The organism is Cobetia sp. BL01 (genome assembly GCF_056493605.1).
Genome location: NZ_JBVBEE010000011.1, coordinates 18,699 through 35,554 on the forward strand (window position 1 = coordinate 18,699; position 16,856 = coordinate 35,554).

16 protein-coding genes are annotated in these 16,856 nt (G+C 59.8%); all 16 read right to left on the bottom strand.

Annotated features, from left to right (window positions below):
- Positions 1-1,226: 1,226 nt before the first annotated feature.
- A complete protein-coding gene (locus ACZYGA_RS15300) occupies positions 1,227-1,766 on the bottom strand; it encodes a pilus assembly PilX family protein (RefSeq protein WP_279875989.1) in 540 nt (179 codons plus the stop codon).
- Positions 1,763-2,698, bottom strand: coding sequence for a PilW family protein (locus tag ACZYGA_RS15305; protein ID WP_404983287.1), 936 nt, complete (start codon positions 2,696-2,698; stop codon positions 1,763-1,765). The genes ACZYGA_RS15300 and ACZYGA_RS15305 overlap by 4 nt, the downstream gene beginning before the upstream one ends.
- Before the next feature lie 65 nt (positions 2,699-2,763).
- Positions 2,764-3,270: a hypothetical protein gene (locus ACZYGA_RS15310; RefSeq protein WP_127734350.1), complete on the bottom strand. Its 507-nt coding sequence runs from the start codon at positions 3,268-3,270 to the stop codon at positions 2,764-2,766.
- The gene (locus ACZYGA_RS15315) at positions 3,254-3,799 is read right to left on the bottom strand and encodes a GspH/FimT family pseudopilin (protein WP_176494349.1); all 546 of its coding nucleotides are present in this window, start codon (positions 3,797-3,799) and stop codon (positions 3,254-3,256) included. Before ACZYGA_RS15315 ends, ACZYGA_RS15310 begins: the two co-directional genes overlap by 17 nt.
- Before the next feature lie 242 nt (positions 3,800-4,041).
- The gene (locus ACZYGA_RS15320; protein ID WP_084207762.1) at positions 4,042-4,527 is read right to left on the bottom strand and encodes a type IV pilin protein; all 486 of its coding nucleotides are present in this window, start codon (positions 4,525-4,527) and stop codon (positions 4,042-4,044) included.
- The gene (locus ACZYGA_RS15325; protein ID WP_479399521.1) at positions 4,527-4,871 is read right to left on the bottom strand and encodes a hypothetical protein; all 345 of its coding nucleotides are present in this window, start codon (positions 4,869-4,871) and stop codon (positions 4,527-4,529) included. The genes ACZYGA_RS15320 and ACZYGA_RS15325 overlap by 1 nt, the downstream gene beginning before the upstream one ends.
- Before the next feature lie 10 nt (positions 4,872-4,881).
- Positions 4,882-8,496 (bottom strand): pilus assembly protein, encoded by a 3,615-nt coding sequence (locus ACZYGA_RS15330; protein WP_191237751.1) that lies wholly within the window; start codon positions 8,494-8,496, stop codon positions 4,882-4,884.
- 13 nt (positions 8,497-8,509) lie between these two features.
- Entirely contained in the window at positions 8,510-9,088 is a 579-nt protein-coding gene (locus ACZYGA_RS15335) for a pilus assembly PilX family protein (protein WP_127734342.1), read from the bottom strand.
- Positions 9,088-10,065 carry a PilW family protein gene (locus ACZYGA_RS15340; protein ID WP_167592954.1) on the bottom strand — a complete coding sequence of 326 codons (978 nt, stop codon included), beginning with the start codon at positions 10,063-10,065 and terminating at the stop codon, positions 9,088-9,090. Before ACZYGA_RS15340 ends, ACZYGA_RS15335 begins: the two co-directional genes overlap by 1 nt.
- The gene (pilV, locus tag ACZYGA_RS15345; protein WP_077373441.1) at positions 10,062-10,562 is read right to left on the bottom strand and encodes a type IV pilus modification protein PilV; all 501 of its coding nucleotides are present in this window, start codon (positions 10,560-10,562) and stop codon (positions 10,062-10,064) included. Before pilV ends, ACZYGA_RS15340 begins: the two co-directional genes overlap by 4 nt.
- Positions 10,559-11,059: a GspH/FimT family pseudopilin gene (locus tag ACZYGA_RS15350; protein ID WP_077373519.1), complete on the bottom strand. Its 501-nt coding sequence runs from the start codon at positions 11,057-11,059 to the stop codon at positions 10,559-10,561. The genes pilV and ACZYGA_RS15350 overlap by 4 nt, the downstream gene beginning before the upstream one ends.
- Positions 11,060-11,151: 92 nt before the next feature.
- A complete protein-coding gene (locus tag ACZYGA_RS15355; protein WP_127736627.1) occupies positions 11,152-11,523 on the bottom strand; it encodes a type IV pilin protein in 372 nt (123 codons plus the stop codon).
- Positions 11,524-11,853: 330 nt separating this feature from the next.
- The gene (ispH, locus tag ACZYGA_RS15360) at positions 11,854-12,822 is read right to left on the bottom strand and encodes a 4-hydroxy-3-methylbut-2-enyl diphosphate reductase (RefSeq protein ID WP_077373435.1); all 969 of its coding nucleotides are present in this window, start codon (positions 12,820-12,822) and stop codon (positions 11,854-11,856) included.
- A gap of 58 nt (positions 12,823-12,880) precedes the next feature.
- Positions 12,881-13,324, bottom strand: coding sequence for an FKBP-type peptidyl-prolyl cis-trans isomerase (fkpB, locus tag ACZYGA_RS15365; RefSeq protein WP_479399522.1), 444 nt, complete (start codon positions 13,322-13,324; stop codon positions 12,881-12,883).
- A gap of 20 nt (positions 13,325-13,344) precedes the next feature.
- Complete coding sequence (gene lspA, locus ACZYGA_RS15370; protein WP_240499635.1) at positions 13,345-13,872, bottom strand: signal peptidase II; 528 nt, start codon at positions 13,870-13,872, stop codon at positions 13,345-13,347.
- Positions 13,873-14,013: 141 nt separating this feature from the next.
- Positions 14,014-16,845, bottom strand: coding sequence for an isoleucine--tRNA ligase (gene ileS, locus ACZYGA_RS15375; RefSeq protein WP_479399523.1), 2,832 nt, complete (start codon positions 16,843-16,845; stop codon positions 14,014-14,016).
- Positions 16,846-16,856 lie beyond the last annotated feature (11 nt).

The window sequence follows — 16,856 nt, forward strand, 5'->3', positions numbered from 1 at the left end:
AGGTACCGCTCCCAAAATCAGGAAGTAAATCATTATTAGCATAATAATAGGCCACATCTGCCAAGGTAGTGCTACCAGCCTCAACATACTTATAGGAGAACCAAGAATAAACCAGGTTATACCATGACCTACCATCTTTATTAGCATCACCTATAGTATTTTCGAGTTCAGATGATAAGGTTGTACTTCCTGAATTCCAAAAACCATCTGTAACCAACACTGTGAAATTCTGTTGGCACATCCCTCCCTCGTCATTAGAGAGAATAGGAGAGTTACCTAAGGTTGGGTATTTCCCCTTATAGTATTCACCTGCATGGTAGAGTGCTTCCCGTAAGGGTGTCCCGCGATAGCTCGAATTGTCACTTATCTCCGTATTTACTATAGCCTTTTGGACTTCTTCTAGATGCTTGTTACCGCTATCACTAGTAGTCACTAACTCGACCACAACTCCTAAAACATTGGTCACTAACTCGACAACTTTATCGACTATATCATCAACAATAACTTTTTCTGACCCAGATCGCGGATTTATAGTTAAATAACCAGTGCGATAATCGGTACCAGACAATAGCTCCAAACTCGCGGCTTTACCTACGCTTAGTCGATTACGATAGTAAGTAAACCAATTTGCATAGTTAACTTTCTCTTCCTTAGAAAGAGTTGGGCTAGATATCATGACCTTCGTATTGCTTTTGCATCCCTGCCCAGTATAGTAACGAAAGTTAAGTTTCGGATCGGTCAAATCAACTACATTATCCCATGAACTTCCTTTATTGAAGTCAATCCATGCAGCAGTAGGATCCATGTTATTATAACGTTCTTCAGATTCGCCTTTTCTCCAGGGAAGATAAGTTTGATCCGGGTCGTAGGCCTGCTTATTCTCTTCTGCACAAAAGAACTTATTATCCAAGTCCAGTGGCTGATAGTCTCCACAAATCGTACGATTACCCTTGGTCCAACAATCATTGTAAACCAGATCGTAAGACTGCTCAGACTCCCCACCCTCAAAAGTGTCTTCAAAAGACATCGAGCCCGAATCATCCAGCACCAGCAGGACGTTGGGGGTAACACCGACACTCTGGGTGGTGGGCAACTGAAGTAGCGTGTCGCTATCTGCCAGCACGGGCAAGGCGACCAGCAGTCCGCCTGACAGCAAGACCGGCAGGTGAATACGACGCAAGCCGCTGCGGCGGGGTGAGTGCTTCGATTTCATCGATAGATTCCCTTCAATCGGCCATCATGATTTCGCTTTGCACCACTGCCAGTGCACGCTTCTTGCTATCAGGGTCACCTGCGCTCTCAAGACTCCAACCAGCGGCCGTGATGCGGAAGGCTTTCAACAACTGACTGCTGCTCAGGTTATCGTCATTCAGAACGCCTTCCGTCGTCTCCCCCAGATACTCGATGACATAGTTGCCGTTGTCAGCCGCATCACCGCTCAAGACACCTTCCCCCTCCCAGGCGTCTGCCTGCAGAGGATCGAAGCCCAGCTCCTCCCCCACCGTCACGTCGTAGAAGCCGTCCCCATCGAAATCATCCAGGGTCAGCTCCCCCTCGAGCAGACGACTCTCCGCCTGTTGCTGAAGGCTCTCGGCCTCGGCATAGGCGTTGTCGTAGAACTGGGTATTCATCAGCATGCGGGTCTGCAACTGGGTATCCTCATTGCCCGTCACTGCCATCACGCCGACCACGATCAGCATGATCAACACGACCAGCAATGCCATCCCCTGCTGACGAGGATGCCGGGGGGCGTTCATCTGATTCATAGACCGATATTCCTCGGGCTCAGGGTAATGTCGAAGGTACGTTCCAATTCACCATCATCCTCACCCTCGACGTTGATCGTCGGTGGCGTCTTGAGGGTCAGGCTGATGTGGATACGTCTGACGCTACCCCAGTCATTTGCGGCTTCCACTTCCGCCGCGCTGCGCTCTACTGCGAAACGACTCGCACTGCCACTGCCCGAGGCCGTATCGAAGGACAGGTCCAGCGCTTCGACGTATCGCGCCACTTCTTCATCACAGCCTGCGGTCGGGTCACCATCGACATCTTCTCCGTTCAGGCACAGACGGACGGGAGAATCGTCATCGGTCTGCGACAGCAGCAGATACCAACGCTGCAACGGGTAGACATATGCCTGGGTCTGCTGGGCACCGCCGTAGCCATGTTCCACAGCACTCGACAGATCCAGTGAATTGCTGCCATCGCCCGCCAGGCGAGCGATATCACCACTCTCGCAGTCACTGATCAGCACGACGCTATCCGCCTCCAGCGTATCGGCGGCGTAATCTTCAAGTGCCAACGACGTATCCCCCTGAGCGACACTCGACCCGAGCTGCCAGCCACGCTGCGCTCCCAGTGCGGGTACCTGCAGGGCCAGGCGGTCGTAGGTGACCCCCGCCACCGTGTCGGACTCGGCCGTCAAGGGAGCATCGGACAGCGCGTGGCTGCCGGTGCCATCACTGACACTGCTCACCGACGCACAGCCGGAAAAACCGGCATTGCGCACCAATGGCTGCAAGCGACGCGTGACATGGCGCGCAGACTCCTGCAGGTAGGACACGGCAGACGTCGTGTTGAGGGTTGAGCGCGAGGCGAGAAAGTACTCCAGCGCCATGGCGGAAATGAACAACCCCAGCACCAGCGCCAACATCAATTCGACCAAGCCGACGCCCTGCTGGGCACGCCGTGAAGGCATCGAGCGAGGCGCCCTTGGCGAGCGCGACGCGCAGGCTCGCCGCGAGAGAGAGACTTTCAATGACATCAGGGCACCACTCGTATCTGTAGGGTCTCGCTCAACGCCTGAGCATCGGCGTCCATGCTGTCTGCGTTCTGACCCAGCGGCGCGGCACCGCTCCAGCCGAGGGTCAGTGTCAGAAGATCACTCCCGCTGCTGGCGATGGCCCCGACCGGCGCGTTCAGTCCACTGTCCTCAAGCCGGTCCGCCCACACCGCTACATCGCGTGCCGCCAGCTCAGCAACACTGCAGGGACAATTGCCGGGATTGCCCGCGCTCTCGGTGTCGAGGCCAGCGTAGTCATCCACGCCGTCAGGGTTGGCCTGGATACGCTCCGCCATGCTGATCAACAGGATGCGAGCTTCGGTACGCGCATAACTCTCGTTGTTGGCCTGCAGGCTCTCCATCTGCATGAGCCCGAAACCCAGCAACGTCAGCCCCATCAGCAACAGGGCGATCAGAGCCTCCAGCAGACTGGTACCTTGTTGCCCCTTTCTCGCGGGATGCGAGCCCACCTCAGCAACTCTGGTCATCGCTGCCATATGTCTCCGTCAGTACTCGTCCAATGGGGGTCAATTCAAGCTGGCGATGGCCCTGACCACCCGACTGGTCACAGATCAACAGCCAGGTGGAGTCCGGTGTCGCGCCCTGGTCATCAAAGGTCACGCCGGCGACATCTGCCTGCACGGTGATGGCGGCATCGAACAGACGCAACAGATCATCGCCCAGCGATACCCGAGCATCCGCCTGAGTGCCCTGCACGACCGCCCAGCCATTGCTCCAGCGGGTCGAATTCATGCAGGCATCACCCGCGGCATTCAGCGGACAGAGCGTGATGCTGCCACCACTGGCCACCGCCTCGCTGCGCGCGTAGTTGACCGAGGCAATGAGTGTCTCGGCGGTACTGGTCACGGCATTGCGCGCGACCACTCCCTGCCAGGCGGGGACGGCGATCGTGATCGTGATGACCAGCACTGCCAACGTGATCATCAGCTCGATCAACGTGAATCCTTGCTGCCCCTCCTGCTGACGTGTGCGTCGAAGCGCATGAAAAACTGACATCGTCATATCCCTGAGAAACACGCAGGCGAAGGTGCCCTTCGCGATGTGAAATGGGGCAATGTAACGTCAACCAGCCACATAATGGAATTATTATGTTACATAGAATTACCTGACATCCCACAAATTACTCATATTCATCATTGTTTCATCTTTGGTGGCGCGAGTTTCTGGACAACGAAAAGCCCCGATCCAAAAGAATCGGGGCTCGTGTCTGCTGCAAACGGGTGGCAGGGTGTGCTGCGTTACCAGCAATTGCTACTGTCGGTGCCTTCTGAATCTGCCAATACCGCAGCTCCCTTGATACCCAGCTCCGTCAACGTGAAAGTGGCACAGTCCTCATCATTGGCCTGACTGCCCGTGGCAGTGGCCGTCAGCGTATAGCTGTCGGCGTCCCCCGCGACGGCCAGTGTATAGAAGCCCTCCTCGCTGGCCGTATCAGCCTGTCCAAGCCCGATCCCGTCTCCGCCGAGCCCCAGAGCATCATCACAGTCCGTGGCGGTAGTCACACTGGCGGTCGCATATTCTCCGCAGGTGGCCATGATGCGCTCCTGGGTCTGGGCAAGCGCCAGCAGGGACGTGATGGCATCCGTGCGGCGTGAGCGCTCCACCTGATCCTGATAGCTGGGATAGGCGATAGCGGCCAGGATTCCGATGATGGCCACGGCAATCATCAGCTCCATCAAGCCGAAACCACCTTGTGATCGAGAACCGCCAGTTCGTCTGATCATCAACGCCCCCTGCGAAGCAGCGTGATATCGATCACCGGTCTTGGCTCGCCGCGCGGATCGAAGCGTACCTCGACCTCCTGCCCCGGATTGAGGTGGAATGCCCGAAGTTCTCGCCCATTGCGATTGAGGACGCGCGTGGAGGGCAGGATCACGAACCCCATGTCGTTGAGCTGCAGCTGGTCCCCCTCCACCTGGTCAATCACGCCTGTGACGGTCTGCTCCATGTCCAGCTGAATCAAGGTATCTGCCGCCATGGCCGTCCCGCCCCACCCCGTGAGGAGTGCACAGGCTGCCAGTATCCATGCGCCGCCGCTCCGCTGCCACTTGTGTCGTGATGTCTGCATGTTCCCTCTCCTAGCGCAGCTGGTACCAGGCACTACGGCCTTCCAGTCCATCGATCCCGAAGTCCATGGCCATCTCGACCACCTGATTGGTACCGCCCTGACCGACGTACTGGGTATCTCCCAGGAACTTGGGCGAGGTGGGCTCCCCGTCCGTCTTTATCGACAGCACGACCTGATTGTTGACGTTGTCGCTGGCATCCACCTTGCCGTCGCCATTGTAGTCAAAGACCTGCTGGACACTGTTGTTGCTGCGGACCGGTTGCAGGCCATTGCGCAGGCTGAGGGCATTCAACCAGCCGCTGGCACCACCGGTACAGGGGCCATTGCTGCCCGGGATCGTGGTATTGAAGACGATCAGATCGCCACGTACTGCCGGAATCGTCACCAGACGCTCCCCGGAATCGGAAAGCTCCACATACCACCCGTACTGGATGCCATTGTTGTTCTGATTGGCATAATCGACACCCACACCGGTGACGGTACGTGCATCACTGACCCCGGTGATGTTCGTGAAGCTCTGCTTTTCCAGCTGTCCGTGATAACGACGCGTCGTGTCGCCCGTGTGCAATACGCTATAGAAAGACTGCGTCGAGGTATCGATGGCATCCTGCAGTGTCAACAGTTGCCCCGTCCCCCAATAGACATTCAGGTACGGCGTATCGACGGTACTGTTGAAGACACCGCTGCGTGCCACGGCCACTCGCGAGGTGATGGGCTGGCGCGAAGCCGTCGGACAGGTCGATGTCGTGCTGTTCAGAGCCACCGCACATGACTGGAAGAGGCGCGACGTCTCGCCGCTCCCCACGTCATCCAACGAGAAATCACGCATGTCGAACACCCAGACATTGCCGTGAAGATCACCCGCGTATACCCAATCGGTAATGCCATCGGCATCGATGTCCGCCAGCTCCGGGCTCGACATGCCATTGCAGTCGCTGTTGGCAGACGTGCAGGCCCCCCCGGCATTGCTGCCCTGCTGTGAATCCAGCAGCGCGAAGTTTTCCGGGTCCTCCAGATCCACGATGAACAGTTTGGCACGCCCGTCACTATCCGCGTTGTAGCCATTGCCGAAGATGGCGTACCACTTGCCATCATCAAGTCGAGCAACCTGAATGTCGCTGAAGGTGTAACCGAGATCCTCGTGGGTGAATTCCCACTGCACGATATCCGCCGGCGAGGTGCCATTGGACTCCCCCAGCGTGTCGAAGGCTTCGGGATCCGTGATATCCAGCATGTAGACCGCCTTGCCACCCGCGCCAAGCCCCCCCACCAGGACCGAATGCCAGCTGGGAGCGTCTTCCTCTCCCAGTTGTACGTGGACATCGCGCGCGACAGGCGTGGCATCGACGTAATACTGGTGAACATAATTCTGGTCGGCGAGCTGACGAATGCCACGCCCACCCTCGATGCTGAAAGCGGCATATGGCATGTAGGCGAATTTCTCTTCCCCGCTTTCCATGTCGATGGCATGCAACATGCCATCGTTGGCACCGATGTAGATCATCGACTGGCGATCTTCATGCAAGGTCTTGAAGGAGCGGTACGAAGACACTTCCATGTCATTGCGGTAGCTGGCGGAAGGCGGGCCGACGATGGCCGGCGAGGCGTGGACGATATCACCGAGATAGTTGTCGTCACGATCACGGAACAAGGTACCTTCATAGGTATCATCGCCCTTGAGATAGCCGATCAGATTCTCGAGCTCCGACGTTCTCACGGCAAGCGGTGTCCCATTGAGCGTGAGGAAGGTCCCGCTCGTATCCAGAATCTGCCCCGTCAGCTGCGTCACGGTATCACCGACCAGCTCCAGCACGCCGCTCTGCCCGCCGGTCAACCCCAGGGCATTGGCCAGACCATTGCCATTCCCCAGGCCGAGCCCCAGACCGTTGCCGAGAGTCCCGGAGACCCCGTTTGCAGCTTCACGCACGGAGATCAGCACGGCATCGGTCAACAGCGTCTCGTCCAGGAAACCGACGAGGTCGAGAATCTGTTCCGCCTCCAATGAGCCGGCCTCCTCGATATCAAAGAAGAAGGCCTTCTCGTCGACGTCCGAAATCCCCGGATTATAGGTGATCACCTTGCGACTGCTGCTGCGACCGGCATCGTCACGCAACCACTCCGCGACGGACCACTCGGATGTGCTGCTCAAGGTGCCATCGCTGCCGATCTTGCGTGCGACCACATCCCCCGCCCAGTTGGCCGGGTCATAGGTCGTCTGGATGACATAGGCATCACTGGTCTGGCTACCACTGCTGATATCCAGACTGCCGGTGCTGGCAGCACGCCCCGCGATTGACTGGGCGATATTGTTCAATGCATCGATCAGGGCCTGGGGGTTGGCAGCACTCAGATACTCGCCGCGTCCATTCCAGGCGGCATGGCGAAGATCATCAATGGTGGTATTGGTATTGGACACCGGCTGAGGCCAGGTGAAGGAGGTATCGATACCGGATGGATTCTCGGTCAGGGAACCATCCACCCCGAAGCCGACAGTGTAGGTGACCATGTGCTGGGACGGGTTTTCATCCACATCCGGCACGGTGGGAACGCTATTGATCAGATCAGTGCGCAGGTCGGTGCGATAGTAATACATCGCCACGTCACCCAAGGTATTGGAGTAACTGTCACGGTGACTGGCACTGATGTAATCACCGCTGCCACCATCGACATTGCCGACACTGGGACTTGAGCCATTCCAATAGCCATCAGTCATCATGATCGCGTAATTCTGCTGACACATGCCGCCTTCATCCGCACTCAGGATGGGCGCATTATTCCCGGTACTGGCGAAGTATTCGCCGGCATTCTTCAAGGCCGTGCGCAGTGGAGTCCCGCCGGAGGGATAAGCGGTGAACAGCTCTTCCATCAGGTCGTCACGTTCATCGGCATCGGTCATGTCCGCGACGTTGCGGTTGTTGCGCCCCTGGATGGTACGCAGGCCTACCCGAGACTCGTTGGTATCGATGACGCCTGCCATGGCCGACTTGGCAACGGACATGCGGTCGCGGTAATAGGTGAACCAGTTGGCGAAGTTGGTCTTCTGCGCGGCGGACTGCTGGTTGATGTAGGTCTGACGCGTGGTATCCACATAAAGACCATTGCCACTTCGATAGAGCCCGCACTCCTCGAAGTCATACTCGCCGTCACCGTCATTGTCCGTCCAGGGCATGTAATAGACCCCGGTAAGATTGACGGTTGTCGTCGGCTCATAGGGATCCGCGCGCGCCGTCAGGAGCGTCGCGTCGAGGTAATCCGCTCCAAAGCGATCCTTGCCCGCCCAAGGGGCATAGGTGAGCGCCGGATTGTAGGCCAGGACATTGAAGCCATTGCACGAGCCAATGGCGCGGGCAACGCTGGTCTGGGATTGATGACTGACAGTCCCAAAGTTGCTGATCGAGTAGACTCCGGAGTCTCCAAGCACCGACGAGGCGGGCTGATAGCCCCAGTATTCGACGCCCTGATTGAGCGTATCCTCCCAGGCCATGCTGCCCGAATCATCAAGGATGAACAGGATATTGGGCTGAACACCGGTGGCTTCCGTCACTGGCGCACGAGCGATTTCCCCGGGAGCCGCCAGGCAAGGCAGAGCGAAAAGGCATAGGGCACCACTCAGCAGATAACGCATGTTCATGCTCCTCTCAGAAGTAAGGGCCCAGTTCCAACTCGCTTTGCACCACTGTCCAGGAGGCACCATTGCCGCCTCCCAGGCCCATTGCACTGACGCGGAAGGCATCCAGGCGCGTACCGACCGCATTCAATTCGTTGCTGGTATTCAGTGGGGGCTGACCGACCTTGCCCAGATACTCGATCACGTACGCCCCGATCACCGCGCCGTTATCATCATCCAGCGTATCGATGCCATTGGCCTGCCAATCCGCTTCAGAGAGCGGGTTGATCGGCGGCGCATCCTCAGGGAGTGCCAGCATCAGCCCAGCCGAGTCATCGAAATCGCCCAGTTCCCAGGCGCCATTCTCCAGACCCTCCTGCAACGCCCGCTCACCGATGCTGAGGCTGGTCTCGGCGTTGTAATAGGACTGCTCGAAGTTGCGGCTGTTGACGGCCATCCGGGTCTGCAACTGACTGTCCTCCACGCCGGTGACGGCCAGCAGACCGATCACCACCAGCATGACCAGCACGATCAGCAGCGCGATGCCTTGCTGATGCGCGGGCCCCCTCGTTGCCGCACAGGGCCCGGATGTTGACGGCGATGTATGCATCAGCTGCCCCTCAGTTGCAGATTGCGCGGCGTGAACGTGAGATTGAAGGTGCGTGTCAGACGGCCATCGTTATCTCCGCCCGGCACCACGCCTGGCAGGCTCTCGAGTGTCAGGGCGATCTCGATGCGACGCACCTCATCCCAACGGTCTTCGCTGCGAACCGTGGCGGCAGGCACCTTGACCCGATCGACACTGCCGTTGCCGGTGGTGTCCAGACTGAAGCTGACATCGAAGCCCTCGACGCCAGAGGCCAGCTCTTCGCGCGCAAAGGTGGCATCGATGCGATCGAGATACAGCGCACGCACCGAGCTGTCATTGGCCTGATCATCCAGCCGGAGCTCCCAGGCCTGCACCGGATACAGATAGGCGTTCGATGACTGTGAACTGCCATAGGAACGCGACAGGGTATCATTGGTCTCGATACTGCCTTGGGTCGTCCCCGACACCTTGAAGACATCGGTGCTGTTGCAATCACTGACCAGCGCGAACTCGTCGGTCACGAAGGCCGCTTCACTGCCATTGCGCACGCTCAGCGGTCCGCCCAGTGAGGTCATGCTGCTGATGAGCGTGGTCTCATCGCCATCCTTGCTGGCGGCGACGAACGTCAGATTGAAATAGCTGAGGCTACGCTGGGTACGCTGCTGCCCACCGAAGGGCGCCGTGAGATCGTGGGAGTCATCCACTGAACTGGCATTGGTGATATCACGACTGTTGGCACACCCCGCGTAGCCCACATTGCGCATGAGGGGCTGAAGCCGGAACGAGACATAACGCGCCGACTCCTGAAGATAGGACAGGGCTTCCTGGGTACTCACGGTACTGCGTGACGTCGAGAACATCTGCACCGCCATCGCCGTGATCAGCAGACCCAGCACCAGACTGATCATCAGTTCGACCAGGCCAACCCCCGCCTGATGCGCGCGAGAGGCTGGAGAGCGAGAGAACTTCTTGCCAGCGATAGAGACACGCGGGTTCATGGCTCCACCTCGAAGCGATATGCCTGGATATCCATTCCACCATTGAGCGTATCGCTCCATTGCACCTGGACACTGACGTCATGCACCCCGATACCGGCACCGCCGACCAGGCGCTCGTCTACCGTCACGTTGCCGACACCGCTGGTCAGAGTGGAACCCTGAATGGCCGTTCGCCAGTCGATCACATCCTGATTGGCCAACTGAGCAGGCGTGCAGTCTGACGAGCATCCATTGTCCGGTGGGTCCTGCGTATCGGCACCATCGTATTGCGCAATGGCTTCGAGATTGGCCCGGATGCGCTCGGCCATGTCCAATGACAGCAGCTGTGCCACCGTATTGCTGTAACTGACGCGCTGGTGCTGCAACGTCTGCACCTGCAGCAGCCCCAACCCCAGCAAGGAGACACCAAGCAGCAGCACGGCCACCAGCGCCTCGATCAGACCGACGCCACGCTGTCGATGCGCCGTCGCGATCTTCGGAGGGTTACGCCTTGTCATGAGCAATCACCTCCCGTCTCGAGTCTCACGCGCCCTGAAGGCGCCACCACCACGGAAGTGGAATCCGAGGCTGCGCAGAACACCAGCGTGCTGTTGCCGCTGTTGAGTGTGCCGCGATCGTTGAAGGTGATACGACTGGCACCGCCGGATTGCGCCACCGAGTTGCTGCCCTGATGAACCCACATGCGATCCCCTGCCGTGAAATTGGCCCCACTGCCTTCATACACCACCCAGCCATTCGACCAGTCCGCATCGCAGACAGTGGGATTCGGCGTGGCAACGCTCGGAGCATAGGGACAGACGCTGACCATGGTGCCGCGACTGGTCGCGGCACTGCGTGCCATCGCCAGGGCATGCGTCAGGGCGCGAACGTCGGACTCCACCTGAGAGCGCTGTACCATCCCTTGCCAGGCAGGCACCGCCCAGGCAGCGATGATGGCGATGATCGCCACCGTCACCACCAGCTCGATCAGCGTGAAACCGCGTGAATGACGCATGATGTCAGGCTCCCCGGCCTCTCGTGGCCTCTCATGCAACGCGAAAGGCAGTTCTCTCCCGACCCGATGTCGAGAGGATGGTCTCGCAGACTTCACCAACACCGCCCCCCTCCTTCCGCGCCGGTATTCATGACCTCATCCATCCACAGAATGCCGCAGTCATCGTTGAGCTGTGCTCCCTGCGGAGTGGCTTGCAACACGAAGGTGCTCGGCGTGAGGCTGCGATAGGAGATCAGGTAGCGCAGATTGCCGCCGGCATCCTCGATACTGCTGACGCCATCGGCTGGCAACTCACCCTCCAGCACCGGCGCCTCGGAGAAATCGTGTCCATAGAAGCCATGCAACTGCCTGGCCTGCTGGCCCAGCGCCTGCTGAGCATGAGAACGCCAGCTGCGCTCCACGTACCCGAGATAGGATGGCACTGCTACCGCCGCCAGAATCCCGATGATCGCGACCACCATCATGACTTCGATGAGCGTGAAGCCTCGTGCTCCTCTGGGCCCGCACGCTCCCGCTGCCCCGCGTCGTGCACGAGCACCGATGACGCTTTTGGCTAGGGGATGGCATGGCATGCCGATATCTCCAGAGGTGGCTTACCCTCCATTATGTATCATTTTCGTAACTGAGCATTACATTTTTTTTCATATATCCTCAGGCCAGATCAACGCTCACCGGAATGATCAGGGCATTGAGAACATGCGCAATAACTCACAAAGAGCCAGATATTGCGGATCAGACATGAAAAAAGCCGCGACAGAGTCGCGGCTTTCAGATGACCAATGACTTACAGAGCGTTACAGCTCGCGAATCTGATCCGAGGCGATCAAGCGCTCCTTGAGCTCCTTGGGCATGGAGAAGACGATATTCTCCTCCTGACCTTCCAGTTCCTCGGGCGCCGAAGCCCCCAGTGCCATCAGGCGATCGATCACGCCCTGCACCAACACTTCGGGCGCACTTGCGCCTGCCGTGATCCCGATACTGCCGATACCCTCGAGCCAGGCGGCCTCGATCTGCTCGGCATCATCGATCAACCAGGCTGGGGTCTGCATGCGCTCGGCCAGTTCGCGCAGGCGATTGGAGTTGGAGCTGTTGGGGCTGCCGACCACCAGCACCACATCGCAGGCTTCCGCCAGCATGCGTACGGCGTCCTGACGATTCTGGGTCGCGTAGCAGATATCGTCCTTGCGCGGCCCCTGAATCGCCGGGAAGCGTTCGCGCAGCGCATCGATCACACGCGCCGTGTCATCCATGGACAGTGTGGTCTGGGTGACGAAGGCCAGCTGATCCGGGTCCTTGACCTCCAGGCGCGCCACATCGGACTCGTCCTCCACCAGGTGGATGGTGCCACCCTTGGAGGTGTCATAGCGGCCCATGGTGCCCTCGACTTCCGGGTGACCCTCATGGCCGATCAGCACGCAATCCTGGCCCTTGCGCGCATAGCGCAGCACTTCCATGTGCACCTTGGTCACCAGCGGACAGGTGGCATCGAAGACCTTGAGGTTGCGACGCTCGGCCTCTTCCTGCACCGCACGCGAGACACCGTGGGCCGAGAAGATGACGATGACGTCATCCGGCACTTCGTGCAGTTCCTCGACGAAGATGGCGCCGCGCTCCTTGAGGGAGTCGACCACGAAGCGATTGTGCACCACCTCGTGACGCACGTAGATCGGCGGCCCGAACACGTCGAGCGCCCCGTTGACGATATCGATGGCGCGATCCACTCCGGCGCAGAAACCGCGCGGGTTGGCCAGCTTGATCTGCATGACAGGCTCCGCTTGATGGCAAGGGGCACACGTGTGAGGCGCCCCTGGAAAAGAAGACTCAGTGCGTGGTCGCGGGGGCGACGGACAGCACCTCGACCTCGAAGGTCAGGGTACGCCCGGCCAGCGGGTGGTTGAAGTCGACCTTGACGTCACGCTCATCGATCTCGCGAATGATGCCCGGCAGCTCCGAGCCTGACGGCTCGGCGAAGGACATCACCATGCCGACCTCGATGTCGTCATCGAAGCTCTTGCGCGCCACGGTCTGGACATTCTGCGGATTGTGCTGACCGAAGGCATGCTCCGGCGTGACCGTGAAGCTGCCGGTCTCACCTGCCGCCATGCCCATGATCGGCCGCTCGAAGCCCGGCGGCAGGTTGCCATCGCCTACCTGGAAGGTGGCCGGCGTCTTGTCGAAGGTGGAATCCACTTCGGTACCGTCTTCCAGACGCAGACGGAAATGGAGGCTGACCTCCATGTTTTCGGCGATACGATATTCGCTCATGCTGACCTCGTTTGCGCCGCTCACTCGGAGCGGCCACGGAAGGATTCGATGATCAGTGCCACGGCTCCCAGGCTGATGGCGACGTCCGCCACATTGAAGGCCGGGAAGAAGGCATTGCCCCAGTGGAAGGACAGGAAGTCCACCACGTAACCATGCACGACACGATCATAAAGATTGCCCAATGCGCCACCCAGTACCAGCGCGATGCCCAGCGCCGTGAAGGTCTCGTGGCGCTTGAGGCGCGCAAGCCAGATGCTCAGGCCGATGGCCGCCACCACGGCGATGCCGGCGAACAGCCAGCGCTGCCAGCCGTCATGACCGGCCAGGAAACTGAAGGCCGCGCCGGTATTGTGCAGCAGCGTCAGATTGAAGACCGGCAGCACCTCGTTGGCCTGACCGTAGATCAAAGAACTGCTGGCCAACCACTTGGTGGTCAGATCCAGCACCACGATCACCACTGACAGCCACAGCCAGCGCAACGGCGAACGCATCGGCTCACTGGCGGCCGAGCCGGCCTCACTGGCAGGCGGTTGTGAAGAAGACGTCATGTTACCTTCCTGTCGGGGATGCCATGGGCATCCCTGCATGAAATGAATCCGTCGGCGGCAAGACACGAACGCCGGGCCAGAGCCCGGCGTTCGATATCAGCGCTCAGCGGAGGCTGAACGATGCCGCGGTCGCGTCAGCGATCACGCGAAGTGACGCGTCTCGCCTTCGCCATCCGGCAGGTTGGTCACGCAGCGGCCACACAGGGTCGGATGTTCCGGCAGGGTGCCGACTTCCGGACGGTGGTGCCAGCAACGTTCGCACTTGGCATTCTCGCTGACCTTGACCGCCACCTTGAGGCCGGACACTTCGGTCTCTTCTGCGTCACCCGCAGCATCGAGAGGCGCCAGGGTCACGCCGCTGGTCAGCATCACGAAGCGCAGCTCGTCGCCGAGACTTGCCAGCAGTGCTTTTAGCTCGTCATTGACGTAAAGGGTGACTTCCGCCGCCAGGCCATTCTTGACCAGACCGGCGTTGCGCGCGCCTTCCAGCGTCTTGTTGACCGCCTGCTTGACGTGCAGCACCTGCTCCCAGAACTCACGCCCCATGGGGGCATCATCCGCCAGCGTGGTCAGGCCGGTGTAGGCCGTCTCCAGGAAGATGGTGTCCTTGCGCGGACCCGGGATGTTGGCGTAGATCTCTTCTCCGGTGAAGGAGAGGATCGGCGCCATCCAGCGTGCCAGCGCCTCGATCACGTGATACAGCGCCGTCTGACAGCTGCGACGCGCACGCGAGTTCGGCTGCGTGGTGTACTGGCGGTCCTTGATGACATCCAGATAGAAGCCGCCCAGCTCACGCGAGCAGAAGGTCAGCACCTGCTGATAGATATCGAGGAAGCGGTATTCCTCGTAGGCCAGCTCGACACGTGCCTGCAGCTGGGCGGCACGATCGACCACCCACTGGTCCAGCGCCAGCATGTCGTCGAAGGCCAGCGCATCACGCTCGGGCTCGAAACCGTTCAGGTTGGACAGCAGGAAGCGCGAGGTGTTGCGAATGCGGCGATAGGCATCGGCAGTCCGCTTGAGGATCTCGTCCGAGACGGCCATCTCACCGGAATAGTCATTGGAGGACACCCACAGGCGCAGAATGTCGGCACCCAGCTTGTCCATCACCTGCTGCGGCGCGACCACGTTGCCCACTGACTTGGACATCTTGCGGCCCTGCGCATCGACGGTGAAACCGTGAGTCAACAGTGCCTTGTAGGGCGCGTGGCCGTCGATGGCACAGCCGGTCAGCAGTGACGAGTGGAACCAGCCACGGTGCTGGTCGGAGCCTTCCAGATACAGGTCGGCACGCGGACCTACCTCGTGACCATGCGGATGCGAGCCACGCAGCACATGCCAGTGAGTCGTGCCGGAATCGAACCACACGTCCAGCGTGTCGGTGACCTTCTCGTAGTTCTCGGCCTCTTCGCCCAGCAGCTCCTGGCTGTCGAGTGACCACCAGGCATCGATGCCGTGCTCGGCGACTCGATCCGCGACCGCTTCCATCAGCGCGACGCTGTCAGGGTGCAGTTCGCCAGTGGCGCGATGCAGGAACAGCGGAATCGGCACGCCCCAGTTGCGCTGACGCGAGATGCACCAGTCAGGGCGGTTGGCGATCATGCTCTTCAGGCGCGCCTGGCCCCAGGCAGGAATGAAGGTGGTGTCCTCGATGGCGGACAGCGCCTTGTCACGCAGGGTCACGCCATCGGTGCCGGCGATGTCCATGCCGACGAACCACTGGGCCGTGGCGCGATAGATGACCGGCGTCTTGTGGCGCCAGCAGTGCATGTAGCTGTGGGTGATCTTCTCGTGCGCCATCAGCGCGCCGAGTTCTTCCAGACGCGCGACGATGTTCGGGTTGGCCTTCCAGATGAACTGGCCACCGAATTCCGGCAGGTCCGGCACGTAGACACCGTTGCCCTGCACCGGGCTCTCGATCTCGTCGAAGCTCATGCCGTAACGACGGCAGGTGTGGAAGTCATCCTCGCCGTAGGCCGGCGCGGAGTGGACGATACCGGTACCGGCACCGGTCTCGACGTAGTCGGCCAGATAGACCGGCGACAGACGATCGTAGATCGGGTGACGGAAGTTGAGATTCTCCAGTGCCGCGCCATTGACGGTCGCCAGTGTCTCGCCACTCAGCCCGAAGCGCGCCAGGCTGTCCTCGACCAGCTCCTCGGCGAGCACCAGCAGGCGCTCGCCGGTATCGACCAGCGAGTAGACGAAGTCCGGGTGAACGTTGAGCGCCTGGTTGGCCGGAATGGTCCACGGGGTGGTGGTCCAGATCACGATCGCCGCCGGCTTGCTCAGTGACTCGAGGCCGAAGGCCTTGGCCAGCGCCGCGCTGTCGTCTGCCGCGAAGGCGACATCGATGGCGTCAGAGGTCTTGTCGGCGTATTCGACTTCCGCTTCCGCAAGCGCAGAGCCACAGTCGAAGCACCAGTTGACCGGCTTCAGGCCCTTGAAGACATAACCGCCCTTGACCATCTCGGCCAGCGCACGGATCTCGCCGGCTTCGTTGGCGAAGTCCATGGAGCGATACGGGTTACCCCAGTCACCGACGATGCCGAGACGGATGAACTCGTGCTTCTGACCTTCCACCTGCACGCCCGCGTATTCGCGGCACAGGTGGCGGGCTTTCTCGGACTCGAGATGCTTGCCGTGGGTGGTCTCGACCTTGTGCTCGATGGGCAGACCATGACAGTCCCAGCCCGGCACGTAAGGCGCATCGAAGCCCGCCATCGTCTTGGACTTGACGATGATGTCCTTGAGAATCTTGTTGACGGCGTGACCGATGTGAATATTGCCGTTGGCATAGGGAGGGCCGTCGTGGAGCACGAAGCTCGGACGGCCCTTGCCTGCTTCACGCAGACGCGCGTAGAGGTCAATCTCGTTCCAGCGGGCCAGTTGGTCCGGCTCACGCTTGGGGAGATTGCCGCGCATCGGGAAGTCGGTATCGGGCAGATTCAAAGTGTGCTTGTAGTCGCTCATAGCCTTTCGGG

What these genes read in the sequence shown, in the direction of transcription:
- ACZYGA_RS15300 (WP_279875989.1), bottom strand. Translation starts at nt 1,766, where the DNA reads ATGAATCAGATGAACGCCCCCCGGCATCCTCGTCAGCAGGGGATGGCA.
- ACZYGA_RS15305 (WP_404983287.1), bottom strand. Translation starts at nt 2,698, where the DNA reads ATGCCTTCACGGCGTGCCCAGCAGGGCGTCGGCTTGGTCGAATTGATG.
- ACZYGA_RS15310 (WP_127734350.1), bottom strand. Translation starts at nt 3,270, where the DNA reads ATGACCAGAGTTGCTGAGGTGGGCTCGCATCCCGCGAGAAAGGGGCAA.
- ACZYGA_RS15315 (WP_176494349.1), bottom strand. Translation starts at nt 3,799, where the DNA reads ATGTCAGTTTTTCATGCGCTTCGACGCACACGTCAGCAGGAGGGGCAG.
- ACZYGA_RS15320 (WP_084207762.1), bottom strand. Translation starts at nt 4,527, where the DNA reads ATGATCAGACGAACTGGCGGTTCTCGATCACAAGGTGGTTTCGGCTTG.
- ACZYGA_RS15325 (WP_479399521.1), bottom strand. Translation starts at nt 4,871, where the DNA reads ATGCAGACATCACGACACAAGTGGCAGCGGAGCGGCGGCGCATGGATA.
- ACZYGA_RS15330 (WP_191237751.1), bottom strand. Translation starts at nt 8,496, where the DNA reads ATGCGTTATCTGCTGAGTGGTGCCCTATGCCTTTTCGCTCTGCCTTGC.
- ACZYGA_RS15335 (WP_127734342.1), bottom strand. Translation starts at nt 9,088, where the DNA reads ATGCATACATCGCCGTCAACATCCGGGCCCTGTGCGGCAACGAGGGGG.
- ACZYGA_RS15340 (WP_167592954.1), bottom strand. Translation starts at nt 10,065, where the DNA reads ATGAACCCGCGTGTCTCTATCGCTGGCAAGAAGTTCTCTCGCTCTCCA.
- pilV (WP_077373441.1), bottom strand. Translation starts at nt 10,562, where the DNA reads ATGACAAGGCGTAACCCTCCGAAGATCGCGACGGCGCATCGACAGCGT.
- ACZYGA_RS15350 (WP_077373519.1), bottom strand. Translation starts at nt 11,059, where the DNA reads ATGCGTCATTCACGCGGTTTCACGCTGATCGAGCTGGTGGTGACGGTG.
- ACZYGA_RS15355 (WP_127736627.1), bottom strand. Translation starts at nt 11,523, where the DNA reads ATGATGGTGGTCGCGATCATCGGGATTCTGGCGGCGGTAGCAGTGCCA.
- ispH (WP_077373435.1), bottom strand. Translation starts at nt 12,822, where the DNA reads ATGCAGATCAAGCTGGCCAACCCGCGCGGTTTCTGCGCCGGAGTGGAT.
- fkpB (WP_479399522.1), bottom strand. Translation starts at nt 13,324, where the DNA reads ATGAGCGAATATCGTATCGCCGAAAACATGGAGGTCAGCCTCCATTTC.
- lspA (WP_240499635.1), bottom strand. Translation starts at nt 13,872, where the DNA reads ATGACGTCTTCTTCACAACCGCCTGCCAGTGAGGCCGGCTCGGCCGCC.
- ileS (WP_479399523.1), bottom strand. Translation starts at nt 16,845, where the DNA reads ATGAGCGACTACAAGCACACTTTGAATCTGCCCGATACCGACTTCCCG.